The sequence below is a fragment of the Sphingobium yanoikuyae genome, from assembly GCF_034424525.1.
Lineage (GTDB): Bacteria > Pseudomonadota > Alphaproteobacteria > Sphingomonadales > Sphingomonadaceae > Sphingobium > Sphingobium yanoikuyae.
The window spans coordinates 3729100-3749099 of record NZ_CP139979.1 but is presented as its reverse complement, the minus strand read 5'-3'; the positions used below and the strand labels follow the sequence as shown (position 1 = coordinate 3749099).

The following is a 20000-nucleotide window of genomic DNA, read 5'->3' as shown; positions in this document are numbered from 1 at the left end:
TGACCCAGCGCGTTACGCGCCATCTGAACCCAGTAGGGAGTGATGGAATGGAGGGAGAGGGTGGTTATCCGGCCGAAAGTCCGGTCGTCACCGCGGCCGACCTGGTCCGCGGCTTTTCCGAATGTCGCGACATGGCGACACGCACGCCGCTTTACATCACCCATCATGGCCGGGCGACTCATGTGCTGCTGGGCGTCAACGAATTCCGGGCGCTGAAAGCCCAGTCGGGCAGCGCCGGTCAGGAAAGCGCCGAGGAGAAATTGTTCGCGCTGGCCGACTGGGTCGATCAGGCGGTGATCATCTGCGACCAGGACATGCGCGTCGACTTCGTCAACCGGGTCGCCAGCGCCATCTGTCGCAAGCCGGTGGGACAGATGGTCGGCCCCAAGCTGGACGTCGTCCTGCCGTCGATCAGCGGTAGCCTGATGGAAGTGCATGTGCGCCGCACCGTGAGCGGCGGCGAGCCGAGCGCAGCCGATATTCCCTCTCCCTTTGCCGACGGCGCATGGCTGCGGCTGCAGAGTTTTCCCCTTGGAAGGTCAACCGTCATCATGTTCCGCGACATTACCGAGGATGTGCGCCGCCATCGGCTGGCCGATGCCAAGGCCGCGATCATCGAGGCGATGACCGCCCATGGCGATGTCGGCTATGTCCGCCTGTCGGTGCGCGGCACCATCGACGCGGTCGATGTGCCCTTCACCGATATGCTGAGCCTGCCGCGCGAACGGGTGATGGGCGTGCAGCTGACCGACCTGGTGCTGACCCATGGCCGCGCGGCATTCCGCCAGGCGCTGGAGCGGGCGATGCAGGGGCAGGGCGCGCAATGCGTGCAGACCATGCTGCTGAGCAATCGCGGCGAGGCGGTGGCGGTGAAGGCCTCCATCGTCGCCCTGCACGGCGCCTATGGCGCGGAGGGGGCGGTGGTGCTGATCACCGCGCTCGATGGGAGCACAGTGGTGGAGTTGCCGCGCGCCGCCGAATGAGGCGGGCGCAGGTCAGCCGCAGCTGGCGCTGATGACGACCATCTGATCGTCATAGCTGACGGTCAGCCGGTCGGGGCGGAAGTCCATGGTCATGGCCATATTGGGGCCGCCCCAGCGCAGCGTCTTCGCGCCAGACGCCTTGAGCAGTTCCGCCCCCAGATCGGCCGTTGCCCTCTGGCCGGTGAAGCGGTCGAGCCCGTCATTCCTGCACGGCCCTTGCGCCATGGCTGGCGGCGATGCGGAGTCGGGGCCTTCGCTGCCGGTCGCGGCACAGGCGGCCAGGGGCAGGAACATCGTCGCCATCATCGGCATGGGCATCGCCATCCGCATCGTCCGTCTCCTTATTCGGTCCGCGTCATCTTGAGCCGGCCATTCTTGACCGCAAAGGCCAGGCGTCCTTCGACCAGGTCCACCGCGTCCCGGCCGAACTGGTCATAGCGCCAGCCCTCCAGGATCGCGAGATCGTCGCGCACGCCGGCGGCCAGCGCCTCGATATCATCGGTGCGGGCGAGCAGGCGCGGGGCGACATTGATGTCGCGCGAGCGAATCTTGAGCAACAGCTTCAACAGGTCGGCGACCAGCGCGCCATCCTTGCCCAGGCCCGGCCGCTTGGGATCGCGCTCGGGCATCTCATCCTTGCCGAGCGGCTTGTGCGAGCCCAGCGCTGCCATCAGCCGGCCGCCAATGTCGTTGCTCTTCCAGGTGGCGGACAGGCCGCGCACCTTGCCCAGGTCCTCCTGCGCGCGCGGCGGGTGGCTGGCGATGTCGGCCAGCGTCTCGTCCTTGACGATGCGGCCGCGCGGCAGATTCTTGTCCTGCGCTTCCTTCTCGCGCCAGGCGGCCAGCGCCTTGAGGCGACCCAGCACATCGGCCTTGCGGCTGGCGATGCGGACGCGCTTCCAGGCTTCGGACGGATCATTCTCATAGTTGGACGGATCGCTGATCCGCTCCATTTCCTGGTCGAGCCAGTCGCCACGTCCGGTCTTGCGCAGTTCTTCCAGCATCTTGGGGAAGATTTCGATCAGATAGGTGACGTCGCCGATCGCATAGTCGATCTGGCGCTTGTCGAGCGGGCGACGCGCCCAGTCGGTGAAACGCGCGCCCTTGTCGAGCTGCACGCCGAGCCAGGCGTCGACGAGGTTGCCATAGCCAATCTGTTCGCCAAGGCCGAGCGCCATGGCGGCGATCTGGGTGTCGAACATCGGATGCGGCGTCTTGCCGGTCAGATTATGGACGATCTCGATGTCCTGGCCGCCGGCATGGAAGACCTTGAGTACGTCCTCATTATTGACCAGCAGGTCGAGCAGGGGCGTAAGGTCGATACCCGGCGCCTTGGGATCGATCGCGGCAGCCTCGTTGGAGTCGGCGACCTGGACCAGGCAGAGTTCGGGCCAGTAGCTATTCTCGCGCATGAACTCGGTATCCACCGCGACATAGGGGGATTTGGCCATGCGGGCGCAGAAATCGGAAAGCGTCTTGCTGTCGGTAATCAGCGGATGAATTTGCATATGGTCTTCGATCTTATTATGGGCTGGCCCGCGTCCTGCGGGCTGGTCGATAGTCGACAAGGCAAGCCCATAGCCGGGCCGCAACAATTTGTCATTTCCGTAAAACGAATTTGAAAGATCGAAACGCCATGCACGCCTATCGCACCCACAATTGCGGCGCCCTTCGTGAAGCCGATGTCGGCGCGAATGTGCGCCTGTCCGGCTGGGTGCATCGCAAGCGCGATCATGGCGGCGTTCTCTTCATCGACCTGCGCGACCATTATGGCCTGACCCAGATCGTCGCCAAGGCGGACAGCGAGCCGCTGCGCATTCTGGACGGCCTGCGGGCGGAATCGGTCGTGACGATCGACGGCACGGTCGTCGCGCGCGGCCCGGAAGCGACCAACCCCAAGATGGCGACCGGCACGATCGAGGTCGTGGCCGATAAGGTGACCGTGCTGTCGACCGCGGCCGAACTGCCGCTGCCGGTGGCGGGCGAGCAGGAATATCCCGAGGATATCCGCCTGCGCTATCGCTTCCTGGATCTGCGCCGCGAGACGCTGCACGCCAATATCGTCACCCGCACCAAGATCATCCGCGACATGCGTCGCCGCATGGAAGATGCCGGCTTCACCGAATATTCGACGCCGATCTTGACCGCGTCCTCGCCCGAAGGCGCGCGCGACTTCCTGGTGCCCAGCCGCATCCATGCCGGCAAGTTCTACGCCCTGCCGCAGGCGCCGCAGCAATATAAGCAGCTGCTGATGGTTGCCGGTTTCGACCGCTATTTCCAGATCGCGCCCTGCTTCCGCGACGAGGATCCGCGCGCCGACCGCCTGCCGGGCGAATTCTACCAGCTCGACCTGGAAATGAGCTTCGTCACCCAGGAAGATGTCTGGAACACGATGGAGCCGGTCATCGCGTCGGTGTTCGAGGAATTTGCCCAGGGCAAGCCGGTCACCCCGGCCGGCAGCTTCCCCCGCATTCCGCACGCCGAAGCGATGCTGAAATATGGCAGCGACAAGCCGGACCTGCGCAACCCGATCATCATCCAGGACGTGACCGAGCATTTCCACGGCTCGGGCTTCGGCATCTTCGCCAGCCTGGTCGAGAGCGGCAATGTCATCCGCGCGATCCCCGCACCGGGCGCGGGCGCGGGCAGCCGCAAATTCTTCGACGACATGAACAACTGGGCGCGCGGCGAAGGCTATTCGGGCCTTGGCTATATCAACATCAAGGATGGCGTGCCCGGCGGCCCGATCGCCAAGAATCATGGCGAGGAAGCGACCGCCAAGCTGATCGCGGCGCTGGGTCTTGGCCCGAACGACGGCGTGTTCTTCGCCGCGGGCAAGGAGTCGCAGGCAGCCAAGCTGGCGGGCCTGGCGCGCATCCGCGTCGGCGAGACGCTCGACCTGATCGACAAGGACCGGTTCGACCTGTGCTGGATCGTCGACTTCCCCTTCTATGAATATGACGAGGACGAGAAGAAGGTCGACTTCGCCCACAACCCCTTCTCGATGCCGCAGGGCGGGCTGGACGCGCTCAACAACCAGGATCCGCTGAGCCTCAAGGCCTATCAGTATGACATGGTCTGCAACGGCTATGAGATCGCGTCGGGCTCGATCCGTAACCAGTCGCCTGAGGCGATGGTCAAGGCGTTCGAGCTGGTGGGCCTCAGCCAGGCGGACGTGGAAGAGCGCTTCGGTGGTCTTTATCGCGCGTTCCAATATGGCGCGCCGCCCCATGGTGGCATGGCCGCCGGTGTCGACCGTATCGTGATGCTGCTGTGCGGCGCGCAGAATCTGCGCGAGATCACGCTGTTCCCGATGAACCAGCGCGCCGAAGACCTGCTGATGGGGGCGCCCAGCGCTGCCGAGTTCAAGCAGCTGCGCGAACTGCATGTCCGCGTGGTGGAGCCGCAGGCGAAGGCATAAGCCTTTCCATCGGCTGGAAGGAACAGGGCTCCCGCCATCTGGCGGGGGCCTTTTTCTTTGCCGTCTTGCCTTGCTGTATTGTTATGATAACACACGTGGCGGCAAGGGAGCGTGGCGGATGATGCGGACGATCATGGCGATAGTGGCAGCGGGGCTTGCGGCGGTGGCGGTGCAGGCGGCTGGTCCCGGTTTCGATCCGCGCGCTTTGAAGGCGGTTGCCGGGCCGCCCAATGAGGTGATGGTGCTGGGTACGCCCCATCTGTCGGGCTGGCCAAAGGATTTCGATGCAAAGGCGCTGGGGCCGCTGATCGACCGGCTGGCGGCGTGGAAGCCGCAATCAATCGCGGTCGAGTCCCTGTCTGGCCTGCAATGCGATGCGTTGCGCCGCGCGCCGTTCCGCTATGCGGAGACGGTGGAAACCTATTGCTGGGACGCGACGCCGGCGCGCCAGGCGACCGGGCTGGACGTGCCGGCCGCCACGGCCGAGGTCGAGCGGCGTCTGGCCGCCTGGCCGGAGCGGCCGACGGCATCGGACCGGCGCCATATGGCGGCCTTGTTCCTGGCGGCGGAGGATCAGGGATCGGCGCTGGTGCAATGGCTGCGACTGGACGGCGCAGACCGTCATGCGGGTGATGGCCTGGATACTGTGCTGGTGGCGCGGCTGGAAACGCTGCGCCAGCGCCGCAATGAGGAATTTCTGATCGCCGCGCCGCTCGCTGCCCGACTGGGGCTGGAGCGGCTGGAACCGATGGACGACCACAGCGCCGACCGGCCCTACCGCAATGCCGAGGAGGAAAAGGCGGCGGGCGCCGCAATCATGAAGGCGTGGGACAACGCGGCGACGGCGCGCCGCAAGGCGGCCGACGCCGCGTTGCAATCCGGCATCAAAACGGGCGCGGGCGTGCTGGCGCTCTATCGCGCCTATAATGCACCGGAACAGGCGCAGACCATCTATGACAGCGATTTCGGCGCGGCGCTCAAGGAGCCTTCGCCCGAGCGGTTCGGGCGCGGCTATGCCGGCTATTGGGAGGTGCGCAACCTGCGCATGGCGGCCAATATCCGCGATGTGTTCGCGGCGGCGCCGGGACAGCGCATGCTGGTGATCGTCGGCGCGTCGCACAAATTCTATCTCCAGGCCTATCTCGACATGATGCACGATGTGCGGCTGGTCGACACCGATGCCGTGCTGCGCTGAAACCGCTCTTGCCCTTCGGACCGGGCTTCGATCTAATCGGCGGTCCCCTTGCAGGAGAGCGGCGCATGACGATCAATCTGTCGGACTATGAGACCGGGGCGAAGTATAAGGGCGATTATGCCGCCGAACTGCTGGCGCTGCAGCATCGCCTGTCGAAGATCCAGGTCGCCCATATCCTGCATCGCCGCCGGACCGTCATCATGCTGGAAGGCTGGGACGGCGCGGGCAAGGGCGGCATCATCAAGCGGATGACCGCGGACTGGGATCCGCGTTATTATCAGGTCCACCCGATCGCCGCGCCGACGCGCGAGGAACTGGACCATCATTTCCTCTGGCGTTTCTGGACTCGGCTGCCCGCCAGCCAGAATATCGGCCTGTTCGACCGCAGCTGGTACGGCCGGGTGTTGGTCGAGCGGGTGGAAAAATATGCCACCAAGGCGGAATGGAAGCGCGGCTACAAGGATATCAACGCGTTCGAGGCGCAGCAGATCGAGACCGGCACCAACATCGTCAAGCTGTTCGTCCACATCACCCAGGAGACGCAGGACGAGCAACTGGCGCAGCGGCTGGATACGCCGTGGAAGCGGTGGAAGACCGGTGCCGACGATTATCGCAACCGGGCCAGGCGGGCCGAATATTGGGATGCGATGCACGACATGTTCGAGAAGACCGACACCAAGCAGGCACCCTGGAAGGTGATCGACAATAATAATCGCAAGGCCGGACGAATCGCGGCGCTGACCTATGTCGCGGAGCGACTGGAGAAACTGGTGCCGATGGATTTTCCGGCGCCCGATCCCGAGGTGGTCAAGCTGGCGCGGGAGGCATTTGGCTATAAGCCGGCAAAATAATTACGCAAAAACAATGATTTGTAACAAAATCGTCATCAAATACTAAGCGGTCATTTACCCTTTTCTTCTAGGCCGGGCGCCATGTACGCGCCCCAGATGCTTGATCGGCCCGACCCGGAGCCGCATGTTGCCGCCGGCACCGCCTTGCCCTTTGCCCAAGGCTGCGCCGCAGTCCGGCTGGGCCAGCCGCTCAGCCAGGCGGTCGACCGTTTCCAGGATGATGCGGCGCTGCGGCTGCTGCCGGTGGTGGACGCCGCCGATCGGCCGGTGGGGGCCATTTATGAGCGCGACATGCGACGCATCCTGTTCAACCCCTTCGGGCATGCGCTGCTGCGCAATCCGAGCTTTGGCGGGCGGCTGGACGAGCATGTGCGGCCGTGTGCGACGGTGGAGCAGAGCGCCAGCATCGAACGGCTGATCGACCTTTATGCGGCGCAGGGGAGCGATTGCGAGGGGCTGATCGTGACGCAGGGCGGCCATTATGCCGGCGTGGTCGGCGGTCCGCTGCTGCTGCGGCTGGCGGCGGAGCGGGATACGCGCGATGCGCTGGCCCGCACCCGGCGGCTGGAACATGTGACGCGCGAGAGCGGCGCATTTCGCGCGGATGTCGAGGCGCTGATCGCCGATCTGGTCGGCATGGCCGACATGCTGTCGGCGCGGGCGGCGCAGGCGGTGGAGCGGGCATCGGGCAATGGCGAGGCGGCGGCCGGCATGGCGGTTGCGGCGGAACAGACGGCCGACAGCCTGCACGGCATCGCCAGCGGCGGGCAGGAACTGGGTGGGCTGTTTCAGGCGATGGAAAGCCAGGTGCGCGCGGCGGGCGAGGCGATCCGCGCGGCGGTGGCGCAGACGCAGGTCGGCGCCGAGCAGACGGCGGCGCTGCGGGTCGAGGCGGACGGGATCGGCGCGGTCATCACCCTGATCGACGATATTGCGCGGGCGACCAGCATGCTGGCGCTCAATGCCAGCATCGAGGCGGCACGGGCGGGCGAGGCGGGACAGGGCTTTGCCGTGGTGGCGCGCGAGGTGAAGACGCTGGCGAGCCAGACGCGCGAGGCGGCGGCCGAGATCGGCGAGCGTATCGGCCATGTCCGGCTGGCGGTGGAGACGGTGGCGCAGGGGCATCTGCACATGGACGCGGCGATGGCGACCGCGAACGAGGTGTCGGCATCGGTCTTTTCGGCGGTGGCGCGTCATGGTGCCTTCAGCCGATCGATCGCCGCGAGCCTGTCGGAAGCCGGATCGTCGAGCGACCATATCCGCCAGAGCGCGCGCCAGATCAGCGACAATGCAAGCGCGGCGGCGGCGGGTGCCCATGACATCGGCGTCGCGGCCGGGCAATTGGCGACGGTCGCGCACCGGCTGGACGATCGGGCGAGCCGGTTCCTGCAGGCGATCCAGGCAGGCTGAACCGCACAAAGCCTCTGGTAACGGCGCAAAAAGCAGCTAGTCTTGCACCCAATGGGTCCGGCACGGGCCGAAAATGGGAGAGAAGATCATGCTCGTCATGTTCGTCGGCGTCGATCGCACCGAAACCGCGGTCAACCCTACCCAGGTGACCTTCGTCTCATCCGTGACCGACGGCACCCGCATCCGCTTTGGCGAAGGCCGCAGCGTCACCGTGACCGAACCGATCGCCGAAGTGCTGGATTCGCTCAACCGCGCCCTGCGGCCGCACGAATAGCGGTCTTTCCCCTCTTCCCCTCCGTTGCGCCTGTATGGCGACAGCCCTGTCGCGCGCACGACAGGTAAAAGGCCCGCCGCGCCTTCGCGCAACGGGCCTTTTCAGAGCGTGAAGCCAGAGGTGGACGAAAGGCAGGATCAGGCGCCCGGTTGATCCGGTCGGGCGCGGTCGTCCTGCTTAGTCGTCATCCCCCGCTTCGGGTCCGGCCATCATCCCTTCGGCGACTTCCTCGGTCTTGCCGCGGATCGCCTTTTCCAGGCGGTCTGCCATTTCGGGATTTTCCTTGAGGAAGGTCTTGGCGTTTTCGCGCCCCTGGCCGATGCGGACCGAGTCATAGGAGAACCAGGAGCCCGACTTCTCGACCAGCCCGGCCTTGACGCCGATGTCGAGCATCTCGCCGATCTTGGAAATGCCCTCGCCATACATGATGTCGAATTCGACCTGCTTGAAGGGCGGGGCGACCTTGTTCTTCACCACCTTCACGCGGGTCGCGTTGCCGACGATATCGTCGCGATCCTTGATCTGTCCGGTGCGACGGATGTCGAGACGGACCGAGGCGTAGAATTTGAGCGCGTTGCCGCCGGTGGTGGTTTCCGGATTGCCGTACATCACGCCGATCTTCATGCGCACCTGGTTGATGAAGATCACCATGCACTTGGAGCGGGCGATCGACCCTGTCAGCTTGCGCAGCGCCTGGCTCATGAGGCGCGCCTGCAGGCCGACATGGCTGTCGCCCATCTCGCCCTCGATCTCGGCGCGCGGCACCAGCGCGGCGACCGAATCGACGACGAGGATGTCGATGGCGTTGGAGCGGACCAGCGTGTCGACGATTTCCAGCGCCTGTTCGCCGGTGTCGGGCTGCGACACGATCAGTTCGTCAATGTCGACGCCCAGCTTCTTGGCATAGATGGGGTCGAGCGCATGTTCCGCGTCGACGAAGGCGGCGGTGCCGCCGGCCTTCTGGGCTTCGGCGATCGCATGCAGCGTCAGCGTGGTCTTGCCCGAGCTTTCGGGGCCGTAAATCTCGATGATGCGGCCCTTGGGCAGGCCGCCGATGCCGAGCGCGATGTCGAGGCCGAGCGAGCCGGTCGAGATCGATTCAATCTCGATCTTCTCGCGGCTGCCGAGCTTCATCGCGCTGCCCTTGCCGAAGGCGCGATCAATCTGGGCGAGCGCCGCCTCCAATGCTTTCTGTCTGTCCATTGTGCCTGTCTTCTTGGAATCGATGAGTGAGAGCATAGCGGTCATCGGCCTATCCCCTGTCAAGCGGATCGCGTCGAGTCACTCGGCGCCTGCCAATGATGTATCCTGTTTGTTCCTGTGGAACAAGAGGGGAACGGAAATTTCCTATCCTGCCTATTCAGTCGGCGAGAATCTTCTCCAGCGCGCGCTCCACGGCACCGATGGTGAAGGGCTTGGCCAGCGTCGGCCGATCGGCATGGCCCTGCGGCAGATCATCCGCCATGCCGCCGGTGGCGAACAGGAAGGGAATCGACTGCTGCGCCAATATGTCGGCGACCGGCCAGCTTTTTTCACCCTGGAGATTGCAGTCGAGCAGGGCGGCGTCGAACCCGCCCTCGCGCGCCAGGGCGCACGCCTCGTCCACCGACGCGGCGGTCGCGTGGAGGCGATAGCCGAGCGCGTCGAGATAATCTTCCAGCATCATGCCGATCATTGCTTCATCCTCGACGATGAGGATGGACTTGCCGTCAGCCATGCGCCCTTGTCCCTTGTTCTTGCTTCCCATCGCTAGCCAAAGGGGCAGGCGATGCCCAGCATAATCGTTTGCCGGCGGGCAAGTTCATTCCGCCGCCGGTCGCATCGCCAGCGCGTCGCGCGCCGCTTCGGCCAACTGGTTGACGGAAAAGGGCTTGGGCAGGAAGGCTACATTGGCGATGTCGATCGACTTGCGTAGTTGCTCCTCGGCATAGCCGGACATGAACAGCACGGGGAGGTCGGGGAAGCTGCGCCGCGCCTGCGCCACCATCGCCGGGCCATCCATATTGGGCATCACCACGTCGGAGATCAGCAGGTCGATCTTCTCGCCGCCGCCCAGCACTTCCAGCCCCTGTTCGCCGTCGCTGGCGGTCAGCACCTTGTAGCCCTGGCGGGTGAGGGCGCGTTCGGCCACGGCGCGGACCATATCCTCATCCTCGACCAGCAACACGGTGCCGGTGCCCCAGGTTTCGCTGCGCTTGATCGGCGTCTTGGGCTTGGCCTGTTCGATGTCGCCGCCGGCATAGACCGGCAGATAGATGACGAAACTGGCGCCCCGGCCCAGTTCGGATTCGGCGAAGATATAGCCGCCCGACTGTTTGACGATGCCGTAGACGGTGGACAGACCAAGACCGGTGCCCTTGCCCAATTCCTTGGTGGTGAAGAAGGGTTCGAAGATCTTGGACAAGATGTCGGGCGGGATGCCCAGGCCCGTGTCGGATACGCGCAGCGCGGTATAGTCGCTGATCGGCAGAATTTGCTGCCGCATCTCGCGCACGCGGTTGGCGGGCACGCCATAGGTCTGGATATTGAGCGTGCCGCCTTCGGGCATGGCGTCGCGGGCATTGACTGCCAGGTTGACGATCACCTGTTCCAGCTGGCCGGGGTCGGCGCGCACCGCGCCGAGGTTGCGGCCATGGCTGACGTCGAGCTTCACATTCTCGCCGAGCAGGCGCTTCAGCAGGTTGGAAACGTCGGCTACGATGTCGGGCAGCTGCAATATCTGCGGGCGCAGTGTCTGCTGGCGCGAGAAGGCGAGCAGCTGGCGGGTGAGGCCGGCGGCGCGATTGCTGTTCGACTTGATCTGGGTGATGTCGTCATAGTCGCTGTCGCCCGGCGTATGGCGCATCAGCATCAGGTCGCAATGGCCGATGATGGCGGTCAGGATATTGTTGAAGTCATGGGCGACGCCGCCCGCCAGCTGGCCGATCGCCTGCATCTTGGTCGCCTGCGCGACCTGGCGCTTGAGCTTCGATTCCTCGCTATTGTCCTTGAGGCTGAGCAGCACGGCGGCCTCGCCCAGGCCGCGCACGCCGGCAAGGCTGAGCGCGATCGGTTCCTCGGGCTGTTCGCGCATGCGCACGGCGATGTCGCCCGACATTTGCGGGCCGACGGCAAAGCGGCGCACCGCGTCGGCCACCGCCGCCTGATCCTCGCGCACGACAAGGTCGCCGGGATAGCTGGGCGTTTCGGCATCCTTGATGCCGGCGGCGCGGGCGAACGCCTTGTTGACGAACAGCACCCGGCCGTCGCGATCGGCCATGGCGAGGCCGAAGGGCAGCAGCGAGAGCAGGGTTTCGATATAGGAAAGGGCTGAGGTGCCGCCGCCGCCGACCGGTTCGTCGATCAGCAGCAGCAGCATCGGGCCGTCCTGCGCCCCATTCTGGATGCCGCCCGGCTGGGTGGCGCGGCGCAGCGGCACCTGCAGCAGGCGCAGCGGCAGGCCGCCGCTTTCCTCCCGCGCCAGGAACAGCCGGCCCTTGTCATCGACCCGCATATGGGCGGCGAAGTCGCGGCCGGTGATATTGGCGTCGATCCGCCCGGCGGCGCGCAGCAGGAAGGCACCGTTGGCGGCGCGGATGCGGCCCTCGCCGCCGATCATCACCGCCATGATGCCGGCTTCGCCCAGTTGCCGCCCGGCCTCGCCCGTCAGGACGCGATGGACATCGTCGAGCGCGCTGGGCTGGCGCATCGGGGTGAAGCGCCAGAGCAGATAATCCTCCGACCGGCCGGTGCGGGTGATGTCGACGTCGAGGCGCAGGGTCGCATGGGCGATCGCCTCCACCTTGGCCTCGCCATCGCGCCAGGCGGCGCGGGCGGCGGCGGTCAGGCTCTCGATCAGCGAGGCATCGGCATTGACGGCCGGAGGCGAGGGATAGCCGGGGAACCATTCGCCGAACAGGTCGCTGGCGCAGACCAGCCGGCCGGCGCGGTCGGTGACGGCGATCGCCATGCTGGAGGCGTCGGCAGCGGCGCGCGCCACGGTCCAGTCGGGCACGGCATCACTGGCGGACAGCGGCGGGGGATAGAGGCGGCGATACCAGGCGAGCAGCGCGGCGATGGTGATGACCGTGGCGGCGAAGCCGGCGGCCAGCGCCCAGTCGCCAATGGCATAGAGGACGATCGCGGCGGAAGCGGCTGCGGCGAGCGCGAGCAGGGGCACGAAGCTGCGCGACGGGGCTTGTCCCATCCACGCCTCATCATCCCTGTTTACCCGCGCGACCATCGGCGCCGTCCCCTTAAGCCCTTACAATGGAACCATGATGCCACGGATCAGATCCGAGCGATCTCTTCCAATGCGCTGCTTTCATTGCGCTTGCCAATCCTCAATTTGCGCGCCTGCCACTTGCGGCCCATGCGGCGGCGCCAGAACCAGTCGGCGCCGACATAGCCGAGCACCGCGCTGGCGAGCGAGATGAGGAACAGGCCGAGCAGCATGGCCGGGGCGGCTTCGGAAAAGAGCCAGGCGCACCATTGGCCGATCGAGGCATGGCCATCGACCAGCGCCATGAAGCCCGAGGCGTCGGCGCTGCGGCCGAGCATCCAGTTGCCGAGCCATACCGACGCCATCAGGATCAGCGGCGTGGTGGCCGGGTTGGACAGGAAGGTCATCGCCGCCGCCACCGGGATATTGGCGCGGAAGGGCAGGGCGAAGATCGCGGCGCCAGCGATCTGCACGCCGGGGATCAGCAAGAAGATGCCGACGAACAGGCCGAGCGCGACGCCGCGCGGCACCGACCGACGGGTGAAGCGCCACAGCGAGGGTTCCAGCACGCGATGGGCGACGGGGGCAAGGACGCGGCTCTTCTCCAGCGATTCACGGGTTGGCGCGTTGGCGTGCCACCAGCGGGAGAAGCGATTGTCCATGGATCAGCTATGCGCCTTCATGATGCGCTGCTGGTCGCGCTTCCAGTCGCGTTCCTTGATCGTGTCGCGCTTGTCGTGATTCTGCTTGCCCTTGGCCAGCGCCAGTTCGACCTTGGCCCGGCCCTGGCTGTTGAAATAGACCATCAGCGGCACCAGCGTCATGCCCTTGCGCGACACGGCGCTGTGCATCTTCTCGATCTCACGCTCGTGCAGCAGCAGCTTGCGCACCCGCTTGGGCTCGTGATTTTCGCGGTTGCCATGGCTATATTCGGGGATGTTGCTGTTCACCAGGAAGACCTGGCTGCCCTTCACCTCGGCATAGCTTTCGGCGATATTGCCCTCGCCGCCGCGCAGGGCCTTCACCTCCGTGCCCTGCAGCGCGATGCCGGCTTCGAACACGTCCTCGATGAAATAATCGAAACGGGCGCGCCGGTTCTCGGCGACGATCTTCTTCTTGTCGAAGGTTGCGGGGCGGGGGCGGGCCATAGTCTGCTACTTAACTCAATTCATCATATAGGGACGCCGGCGCGTCAAACCAGACCGGCGATCTCCAGCGCGCGATCGACCGCGGCGCGGCTCGATTCCGACGGCCAGGTAATCGGCAGCCGAAGCTCGCCGGGCATGTCGGGCCGCACGCGGGTAAGCGCATATTTGACAGGGCCGGGTGAAGAATCGCTGAACAGGGCATCATGCAGGGGATAGAGACGATCCTGCAGCGCCAGGGCACCATCCCAATCCTGCGCGGCGCAGGCCGCCTGGAAATCGGCGACCAGGCGCGGGGCGACATTGGCGGTGACCGAAATACAGCCCCGGCCGCCCATCGCGTTGAAGCCGAGTGCGGTTTCGTCATTTCCCGAAAGCTGGCAGAAGTCCGGGCCGCAGGCGAGGCGCTGCGCGGTGACCCGCCCCAGATTCCCGGTGGCGTCCTTCACCCCGACGATCGACTGATATTCCTGGCTCAGCCGGTGCATCACCGGCACGCCGATGTCGGTGATGGTGCGGGTGGGGACGTTGTAGAGGACGATCGGCAGGTCGCAGCGCTGTGCCAGATAGGCGAAATGCTGGTAGACGCCGTCCTGATTCGGCTTGTTGTAGTAGGGCGCGACGACCAGCGCCGCGTCGGCGCCGGCGGCCTGCGCTGCATACATATGTTCCAGCGCGATGCGGGTGTCGTTCGATCCGCAGCCGGCGATCACCGGCACGCGGCCGGCCGCCTGGTCGACGCAGATGGCGATGACGCGATTATGCTCTTCGACCGTCATGGTCGCGCTTTCGCCGGTGGTGCCGCAGGGGACCAGCGCGCTCGACCCTTCCTCGATCTGCCAGTCGACCAGGGCGCGGAAGGCGGCCTCGTCCACCGCTCCGTCGCGGAAAGTGGTCACCAGGGCTGGAATCGACCCGGAAAACATCATTAAACTCCTTCAATTCTCCGGGCGACCGGGGCATGATCGGGCAAGCGGCGCGCTATAGCGCGTCATTCAGGGCCTGATAAGGATGCAATAGCGATTATGTCCAGCATGCCGAAGCCCGGAACTGTCGAAAGTTACCTGATCCGCATGCCTGTCATTGCTTTATTGCTCGCAACCGCCGGTGCCGGCGCCCAGACCGAAACCCCCACCGTCTATGCCCAGGCGATGGTGCAGCCCCTGCCGGGCCAGCCGGGCTCGACTCAGCCCAGCGCCTGGAACCAGGCGGCCAGCCGCGTCGGCATGCCGTCCGATCCCTCGATCGCCGGCACGATCAGCCAGTGGCGCGCCTTGCAGCAGAGCGATGGCCTGGGCTTTTCCACCTATGCCAGCTTCATCATGGCCAATCCCGGCTGGCCGGGCGAGGACCGGATGCGGCGTCTGGCCGAGACCGGGATCAATCCCGACAGCTTTGATCCGCGCCAGGTGATTGCCTTCTTCGCCCGCTTCCCGGCGCGCACCGCGACCGGCCATGCCCGCAATGCCGTGGCGCTGATGCAGACCGGCCGGATGGACGAGGCGCGGGTGGCCGCGCGCACCGCCTGGATCACCGGCACGCTGAGCCCGACCGACGAGGCGCGGCTTTTGTCGCTGTTCGGATCGGGCTTTACCGTGGCCGACCATGACCAGCGCGCCGACATACTGCTGTGGAGCAATGACACGATCGGCGCGATGCGGATGCTGGCCTATGTCAGCCCGGCGCGGCGGGCGATCTATGATGCGCGCATCGCCTTTCGCCAGAAATCGCCGGACGCCGCGATCAAGATGCAGACGGCCGAGCCGGCCGGCGGGGCGAGCGATGCGGGCTTCATCGCCGACAAGGCGACCTGGTTGCTCAACAGCGGCAACTGGATCGCCGGGCGCCAATATCTGGCCAATCGCCAGCCGCTGACCTTCCGCCCGGGCAATGCCGAAAAATGGTATGAGACGCTGCTGACCCAGGCACGGTCGTCGGCGAACGACAGCCAGTGGAGCTTTGCCTATGGCATCGCCAGCCAGCTGGACGACGCCTATGCGCCGGGCACGGACGTATCGACCCGGCCGATCGGCGAGCGTGACGATTATACCAGCCTTGCCTGGCTGGCGGGCACGACCGCCTTCTACAATCTCAACCGGCCGACCGATGCGGTGGCGATGTTCCGCCGCTATGCGACCGGCGGCAAGTCACCCCAGGTCCAGGCCAAGGGCTATTATTGGGCCGGGCGCGCGGCGCTGCAGGCGGGCGATGCCGCTAGCGCCAACAGCTATTTCAACCAGTCGGCGCAATTCCCCGACCAATATTATGGCCAGCTGGCGCTGGAGCGGCTGGGCCGGCCGGTACCGCCGCCGCCCGAACGGGTGGTCTCGATCTCGGCCGCCGAACGCAGCGAGTTCAACAACCGGTCGGTGGTGCGTGCCGCCAAGGCGCTGGGCCAGATGGGCTATTGGGAGGACCAGAGCAAATTCGTCCGCGCCATTGCCAATGGTGCGGACAGCGATGGCGATCATTTCCTGGCCGCCGAGCTGGCGCAGAATCTGGGCCGCCCGGACATGGGCGTGATGGTCGGCCGCCGGGCGGTGTCCAACGGCCTGACCGGCTATGGCGCCAGCGCCTTTCCGCGCGTGCCGGTGCCGCCGACGGCGCAATATAACTGGACCATGGTCCATGCGATCGCGCGACAGGAAAGCCAGTTCGACAAGCAGATCGTCAGCCATGCCGGCGCGCGCGGCCTGATGCAGCTGATGCCGGGGACGGCGCGGGAGCAGGCGGGCAAGCTGGGCCTGAGCTATGACGCAGGCTCGCTCAATGATCCCAGCTACAACATCATGCTGGGGTCGGGCTATTTCCAGCGCATGCTGGACTATTATGGCGGCAGCTATCCGCTGGCCGTGGCCGCCTATAATGCCGGGCCGGGCAATGTGAATCGCTGGGTCAAGGCCAATGGCGACCCGCGCCTGCCGGGTGCCGACATGCTGCGCTGGATCGAGCAGATCCCGATCTTCGAGACGCGCAACTATGTGCAGCGGGTGCTGGAAAATGCCGTCGTCTATGAAGCGATGAATCCGGAACGCGCCAAGTTCAAGGGCAGCAATGCGGTGCTGAGCCGCTATCTGGGCAAGCAGACACCGGGCTGATCTTTCCGGTTTGCGCGTCGGCCAAGGCTGTGGATAAGGGGCGGCATGAGCGGTCCCTATCCCAATTATATCAGCCCCGAGGGCTTTGCGAAGCTGCGCGCGGAATATGACCATCTGCTGGGCGTCGAGCGGCCGCGCATCGTCGAGGTGGTGAGCTGGGCCGCGGGCAATGGCGACCGCAGCGAAAATGGCGACTATCTCTATGGCCGCAAGCGGATGCGCGAGATTGACGGCCAGTTGAAGCGCCTGTCGAAGAAGATGAAGGATGCCAAGGTCGTCGACCCGCGCCAGCAGCCCGACAAGGGCCGGGTCTATTTCGGCGCGACCGTCACCATCGCCGACGAGGATGATCATCATCGCACCGTGACGATCGTCGGCAATGACGAGACCGATGTGGACGCCGGCCGGATCGGCTGGGGATCGCCGATCGCCCGTGCGCTGCGCGGGGCGGCCATCGGCGACCTGCGCCGGGTGCATCTGCCTGCCGGGGAAAAGGAATATGAGGTGATGGCGATCAGCTATCCGCAATAGGATTTCGATCGCTTAACTTCCCATATTTCCCGCACATTTTGACATGGAATTTCCAACCTCCGCAATATCCTTACGCCGGCCGCCCCCATTATAGGGGCGATCAGCCCTGTAGGACAGCATCCGCCAGCCAGGCGCGGAAGGCAGCCATGGCGGGGCTGTCGGGCCGGGACAGCAGGCGGGTAAGCCAATAGCCGCCGACATCGACGCTCTCAGGAAAAGGCTGGACCAGCTGCCCGGCCTGCAGATCGGCGGCGAACATCGCGACCGGGGCGAGCGCAACACCAAGGCCGGCCCGCGCCGCCTCCACCATCAGCAGCGAGGTGTCGAACATCGGCCCGCGCAGCGGCGGGCAGGGCGCACCGGCGGCGGCGAACCAGCGCGGCCATTCGTCGGCGCGGTAGGAGCGCAGCAGCGGCTCGCGCGCGAGCGCGGCGGGATCGGCCAGGCGGGCGGCGAGGGCGGGCGTGCAGAGCGGAGCAAGCGGCGCGCGCAGGATCGGTTGGGCATGGGTGCCGTGCCAGGCGCCCTCGCCAAAGCGGATCGCCAGGTCCAGCCCCTCGCCGGCCAGATCGACCCGGTTATTGTTGGTCATCAGCCGCAGGTCGACATGGGGGCAGGCACGGGCGAAATCGGCGAGGCGCGGCAACAGCCAGCCGCCGGCAAAGGTGCCGACCACGCCCAGCGTCAGCACTTCATGCAGCCGACCGCCCTCGATTCGCTCCAGCGTGCCGCCGACCCGGTCGAACGCATCGGCCAGCACCGGGAGCAGCGCCAGCCCCTCGTCGGTCAGAGCGAGGCCGCGTGGCAGGCGGCGGAACAGCGGCGCGCCGATCCGCGCCTCAAGCTGCGCGACCTGCTGGCTGACCGCACCCTGGCTGACGCAGAGTTCAAGGCCGGCACGGGTGAAGCTGAGATGCCGGGCGGCCGCCTCGAAGGCGCGCAGGGCATTGAGCGGCAATTGGGCGCGATCCATGGCTGATGCATAAGATCAGCTAATGACTGTGTCGAGAATTGATGCTTTGTCGCAAGCCCATATCTCCCGCAATCTCTGCCCATCACCAAGCATATAGGGGTAGGGCGATGCGCAACTGGATGGGCGTAGGTATCAGCATGGCTGCGATGTTTCTGGGCGGGCCGGCCTGGACGAAGGCGGCGGATGATCCGTTGCTGCGGCCGATCGCGCTCGCTTCGTCCAAGCGCTGGCTGGCCCCGCAGGCACCGATCCGGCTGCATGGCCAGACCTATTTGGTCGGGTTCGGCGGCCTCAATGTCGCGCTCATCAGGACGAGTGCCGGACTGATCCTGATCGACGGCGCGGTGCCGCAGGCGGTGCGCGACGTGGAGGCGAACATCAGGGCGCTGGGCTTTTCGATCCGCGACGTGAAGCTGATCCTGAGCACCGAACCGCATTTCGACCATGCCGGCGGGCTGGCCGCGCTGGCCCGCGACAGTGGCGCGACGGTGGTGGCGAGCGCACCGGCAGCGGCCGTGCTGCGCACGGGCGGCATCGATCCGGCCGATCCGCAGGCCGCCTGGCTGGAGCATTTCCCCGCCGTCCGCCGGCTGCGCGCGGTCAAGGATGGCGAGGAGATCCGGCTGGGCGACACGGTCATCACCGCCGTCGCGACACCGGGCCACACGATGGGCAGCATGAGCTGGCGCTGGAAAAGCTGCGAGGGGCGGCAATGCGCGACCATGATCTTCGGCTCCAGCCTCAATCCGATCGCGGCCGACGGCTATGCGTTTTCCGATCCGGCGCACCGGCCGGTGGTCGATGCCTTTCGCGCGACCTTTGCCAAAGTGGGCGCTATGGACTGCGACCTGTTGATCACCGCTCATCCCGATCCGGCCGACCCGGCGAAGCTGGCGCGCCTGCGGGCGAAGCGCGTGCCCAATGCCTTCATCGATCCGACCGCCTGCCGTCGCTATGCCGACCGCGCCGTCGGGATGCTGGACAAGAAGCTGGCGGCGGAAGGGGAAACGCGCAGTTGCAGCCGGGGCCAATAGCCCCTTTCCCTGCCGGTCTTAATTTGCGACACTATTGTCGTAAATATAAAAGGAGAGCAGGATGCAGATCGCAGGCAGGACGATATTCATCACCGGGGGTGGCGGCGGCATTGGCGCAGGGATGGCGCAGGCCTTTGCCGAGCAGGGCGGGCGCATCATCCTGGCCGATATCGATGCGGGTTTTGCCGAGGCGGAGGCGGCGAAGCTGCCGGCGGGGACCGAAGCCATGGCGCTGCCGATCGACGTCACCAGCCGCGACAGCTGGGCGCAGGCGAAAGCGGCGGCTGAAGCGCGCTTCGGGCCTGTGGATATCCTCTGCAACAATGCCGGAATCGCGTCGGGCTTCGCGCCACTGATCGACATGGATCCGGCCGATTTCGACCGGCTGGTCGCGGTCAACCTGACCGGGGTCTATAATGGTATCGCCTGTTTCGCGCGGGCGATGGTCGACCGGGGCGCGGGGCATATCGTCAACACATCGTCGATGAACGGGCTCAACCCCTTCGGCCTGTTCGCCGCCTATTCGGCCAGCAAGTTCGGCGTGCTGGGCCTGTCGGATTCGCTGCGGCAGGAATTGGCGCCCCATGGCGTCGGCGTCTCCACTTTGTTTCCCGGCCTGACCCGCAGCCGCATGTCACAATCCGACACGGTCGGGCCGGGCGCGATGGACCCGGCGCGGCTGGCGCAGATTCGCGCCAACATGATGGAGCCGATCTGGCTGGGCCGGGCGGTGGTGCGCGCGGTCGAGCAGGACCAGCCCTATATCATCACCCATCCCGAATATCGCGACGACCTGGCCCGCCGATTCGACACGATCCTGGCGGCGTTCGGCGAGCCGGCCCAGCCGGGCTATCGCACGGGCGCGTCGGCGACCGGGCGCTGAC

The 20000-nt window shown here is 65.9% G+C and carries 19 protein-coding genes; 10 read left to right on the top strand and 9 right to left on the bottom strand.

Annotated features, from left to right (window positions below):
* The first annotated feature begins 47 nt into the window (after positions 1–47).
* A complete protein-coding gene (locus tag U0025_RS17190; protein ID WP_010337303.1) occupies positions 48–983 on the top strand; it encodes a PAS domain-containing protein in 936 nt (311 codons plus the stop codon).
* Between the two features lie 12 nt (positions 984–995).
* On the opposite strand, the gene U0025_RS17185 is transcribed toward U0025_RS17190, so the two are convergent.
* Together U0025_RS17185 and rnd are read right to left on the bottom strand one after the other, a co-directional pair.
* The gene (locus U0025_RS17185) at positions 996–1313 is read right to left on the bottom strand and encodes an I78 family peptidase inhibitor (protein WP_004208686.1); all 318 of its coding nucleotides are present in this window, start codon (positions 1311–1313) and stop codon (positions 996–998) included.
* 11 nt (positions 1314–1324) lie between these two features.
* Entirely contained in the window at positions 1325–2491 is a 1167-nt protein-coding gene (gene rnd / locus U0025_RS17180) for a ribonuclease D (protein ID WP_037491762.1), read from the bottom strand.
* A gap of 128 nt (positions 2492–2619) precedes the next feature.
* Here rnd and aspS point away from each other — a divergent pair, with 128 nt between their 5' ends.
* The 5 genes from aspS to U0025_RS17155 all read left to right on the top strand — a co-directional run bounded on the left by aspS (position 2620) and on the right by U0025_RS17155 (position 8134).
* Positions 2620–4404, top strand: coding sequence for an aspartate--tRNA ligase (gene aspS, locus U0025_RS17175; protein WP_004208684.1), 1785 nt, complete (start codon positions 2620–2622; stop codon positions 4402–4404).
* 118 nt (positions 4405–4522) lie between these two features.
* Positions 4523–5599, top strand: a complete 1077-nt coding sequence (locus tag U0025_RS17170) for a DUF5694 domain-containing protein (protein WP_004208683.1) — start codon at positions 4523–4525, stop codon at positions 5597–5599.
* 65 nt (positions 5600–5664) lie between these two features.
* On the top strand, positions 5665–6450 hold the full coding sequence (locus U0025_RS17165) for a polyphosphate kinase 2 family protein (RefSeq protein ID WP_004208682.1): 786 nt from the start codon (positions 5665–5667) through the stop codon (positions 6448–6450).
* Positions 6451–6531: 81 nt separating this feature from the next.
* Positions 6532–7860, top strand: coding sequence for a methyl-accepting chemotaxis protein (locus tag U0025_RS17160; RefSeq protein WP_004208681.1), 1329 nt, complete (start codon positions 6532–6534; stop codon positions 7858–7860).
* Between the two features lie 88 nt (positions 7861–7948).
* Positions 7949–8134 (top strand): hypothetical protein, encoded by a 186-nt coding sequence (locus U0025_RS17155; RefSeq protein WP_004208680.1) that lies wholly within the window; start codon positions 7949–7951, stop codon positions 8132–8134.
* 177 nt (positions 8135–8311) lie between these two features.
* Here the strand turns inward: U0025_RS17155 and recA are convergent, their stop codons facing one another.
* The 6 genes from recA to dapA form a co-directional block, all read right to left on the bottom strand.
* Positions 8312–9382, bottom strand: coding sequence for a recombinase RecA (gene recA / locus U0025_RS17150; protein WP_004208679.1), 1071 nt, complete (start codon positions 9380–9382; stop codon positions 8312–8314).
* 112 nt (positions 9383–9494) lie between these two features.
* Positions 9495–9851 (bottom strand): response regulator, encoded by a 357-nt coding sequence (locus tag U0025_RS17145; RefSeq protein WP_004208678.1) that lies wholly within the window; start codon positions 9849–9851, stop codon positions 9495–9497.
* An 84-nt stretch (positions 9852–9935) separates the two neighbouring features.
* On the bottom strand, positions 9936–12320 hold the full coding sequence (locus tag U0025_RS17140; protein ID WP_004208677.1) for a hybrid sensor histidine kinase/response regulator: 2385 nt from the start codon (positions 12318–12320) through the stop codon (positions 9936–9938).
* A gap of 83 nt (positions 12321–12403) precedes the next feature.
* Positions 12404–12997 (bottom strand): DUF2062 domain-containing protein, encoded by a 594-nt coding sequence (locus U0025_RS17135; protein ID WP_004208676.1) that lies wholly within the window; start codon positions 12995–12997, stop codon positions 12404–12406.
* A 3-nt stretch (positions 12998–13000) separates the two neighbouring features.
* Positions 13001–13483: an SsrA-binding protein SmpB gene (smpB, locus tag U0025_RS17130; RefSeq protein WP_004208675.1), complete on the bottom strand. Its 483-nt coding sequence runs from the start codon at positions 13481–13483 to the stop codon at positions 13001–13003.
* Between the two features lie 44 nt (positions 13484–13527).
* Positions 13528–14406 carry a 4-hydroxy-tetrahydrodipicolinate synthase gene (gene dapA, locus U0025_RS17125; RefSeq protein WP_004208674.1) on the bottom strand — a complete coding sequence of 293 codons (879 nt, stop codon included), beginning with the start codon at positions 14404–14406 and terminating at the stop codon, positions 13528–13530.
* Between the two features lie 99 nt (positions 14407–14505).
* On the opposite strand from dapA, the gene U0025_RS17120 reads away from it, so the two are divergent.
* Positions 14506–16578: a lytic transglycosylase domain-containing protein gene (locus U0025_RS17120; RefSeq protein WP_004208673.1), complete on the top strand. Its 2073-nt coding sequence runs from the start codon at positions 14506–14508 to the stop codon at positions 16576–16578.
* Positions 16579–16623: 45 nt separating this feature from the next.
* The gene (greB, locus tag U0025_RS17115; protein ID WP_004208672.1) at positions 16624–17109 is read left to right on the top strand and encodes a transcription elongation factor GreB; all 486 of its coding nucleotides are present in this window, start codon (positions 16624–16626) and stop codon (positions 17107–17109) included.
* A 100-nt stretch (positions 17110–17209) separates the two neighbouring features.
* Here greB and U0025_RS17110 read toward each other — a convergent pair whose 3' ends face one another.
* Positions 17210–18082, bottom strand: a complete 873-nt coding sequence (locus tag U0025_RS17110; protein ID WP_004208671.1) for a LysR family transcriptional regulator — start codon at positions 18080–18082, stop codon at positions 17210–17212.
* 107 nt (positions 18083–18189) lie between these two features.
* Between U0025_RS17110 and bla the strand changes: the two genes are divergently transcribed.
* Both bla and U0025_RS17100 read left to right on the top strand, forming a co-directional pair.
* Entirely contained in the window at positions 18190–19116 is a 927-nt protein-coding gene (gene bla, locus U0025_RS17105; protein WP_004208670.1) for a subclass B3 metallo-beta-lactamase, read from the top strand.
* A gap of 61 nt (positions 19117–19177) precedes the next feature.
* Entirely contained in the window at positions 19178–19999 is an 822-nt protein-coding gene (locus tag U0025_RS17100; protein ID WP_004208669.1) for an SDR family oxidoreductase, read from the top strand.
* Position 20000 lies beyond the last annotated feature (1 nt).

Bases quoted from the DNA above. Each gene is read 5' to 3' on its own strand.
- U0025_RS17190 (WP_010337303.1), top strand. From the start codon at position 48: ATGGAGGGAGAGGGTGGTTATCCGGCCGAAAGTCCGGTCGTCACCGCG.
- U0025_RS17185 (WP_004208686.1), bottom strand. From the start codon at position 1,313: ATGCGGATGGCGATGCCCATGCCGATGATGGCGACGATGTTCCTGCCC.
- rnd (WP_037491762.1), bottom strand. From the start codon at position 2,491: ATGCAAATTCATCCGCTGATTACCGACAGCAAGACGCTTTCCGATTTC.
- aspS (WP_004208684.1), top strand. From the start codon at position 2,620: ATGCACGCCTATCGCACCCACAATTGCGGCGCCCTTCGTGAAGCCGAT.
- U0025_RS17170 (WP_004208683.1), top strand. From the start codon at position 4,523: ATGATGCGGACGATCATGGCGATAGTGGCAGCGGGGCTTGCGGCGGTG.
- U0025_RS17165 (WP_004208682.1), top strand. From the start codon at position 5,665: ATGACGATCAATCTGTCGGACTATGAGACCGGGGCGAAGTATAAGGGC.
- U0025_RS17160 (WP_004208681.1), top strand. From the start codon at position 6,532: ATGTACGCGCCCCAGATGCTTGATCGGCCCGACCCGGAGCCGCATGTT.
- U0025_RS17155 (WP_004208680.1), top strand. From the start codon at position 7,949: ATGCTCGTCATGTTCGTCGGCGTCGATCGCACCGAAACCGCGGTCAAC.
- recA (WP_004208679.1), bottom strand. From the start codon at position 9,382: ATGACCGCTATGCTCTCACTCATCGATTCCAAGAAGACAGGCACAATG.
- U0025_RS17145 (WP_004208678.1), bottom strand. From the start codon at position 9,851: ATGGCTGACGGCAAGTCCATCCTCATCGTCGAGGATGAAGCAATGATC.
- U0025_RS17140 (WP_004208677.1), bottom strand. From the start codon at position 12,320: ATGGGACAAGCCCCGTCGCGCAGCTTCGTGCCCCTGCTCGCGCTCGCC.
- U0025_RS17135 (WP_004208676.1), bottom strand. From the start codon at position 12,997: ATGGACAATCGCTTCTCCCGCTGGTGGCACGCCAACGCGCCAACCCGT.
- smpB (WP_004208675.1), bottom strand. From the start codon at position 13,483: ATGGCCCGCCCCCGCCCCGCAACCTTCGACAAGAAGAAGATCGTCGCC.
- dapA (WP_004208674.1), bottom strand. From the start codon at position 14,406: ATGTTTTCCGGGTCGATTCCAGCCCTGGTGACCACTTTCCGCGACGGA.
- U0025_RS17120 (WP_004208673.1), top strand. From the start codon at position 14,506: ATGTCCAGCATGCCGAAGCCCGGAACTGTCGAAAGTTACCTGATCCGC.
- greB (WP_004208672.1), top strand. From the start codon at position 16,624: ATGAGCGGTCCCTATCCCAATTATATCAGCCCCGAGGGCTTTGCGAAG.
- U0025_RS17110 (WP_004208671.1), bottom strand. From the start codon at position 18,082: ATGGATCGCGCCCAATTGCCGCTCAATGCCCTGCGCGCCTTCGAGGCG.
- bla (WP_004208670.1), top strand. From the start codon at position 18,190: ATGCGCAACTGGATGGGCGTAGGTATCAGCATGGCTGCGATGTTTCTG.
- U0025_RS17100 (WP_004208669.1), top strand. From the start codon at position 19,178: ATGCAGATCGCAGGCAGGACGATATTCATCACCGGGGGTGGCGGCGGC.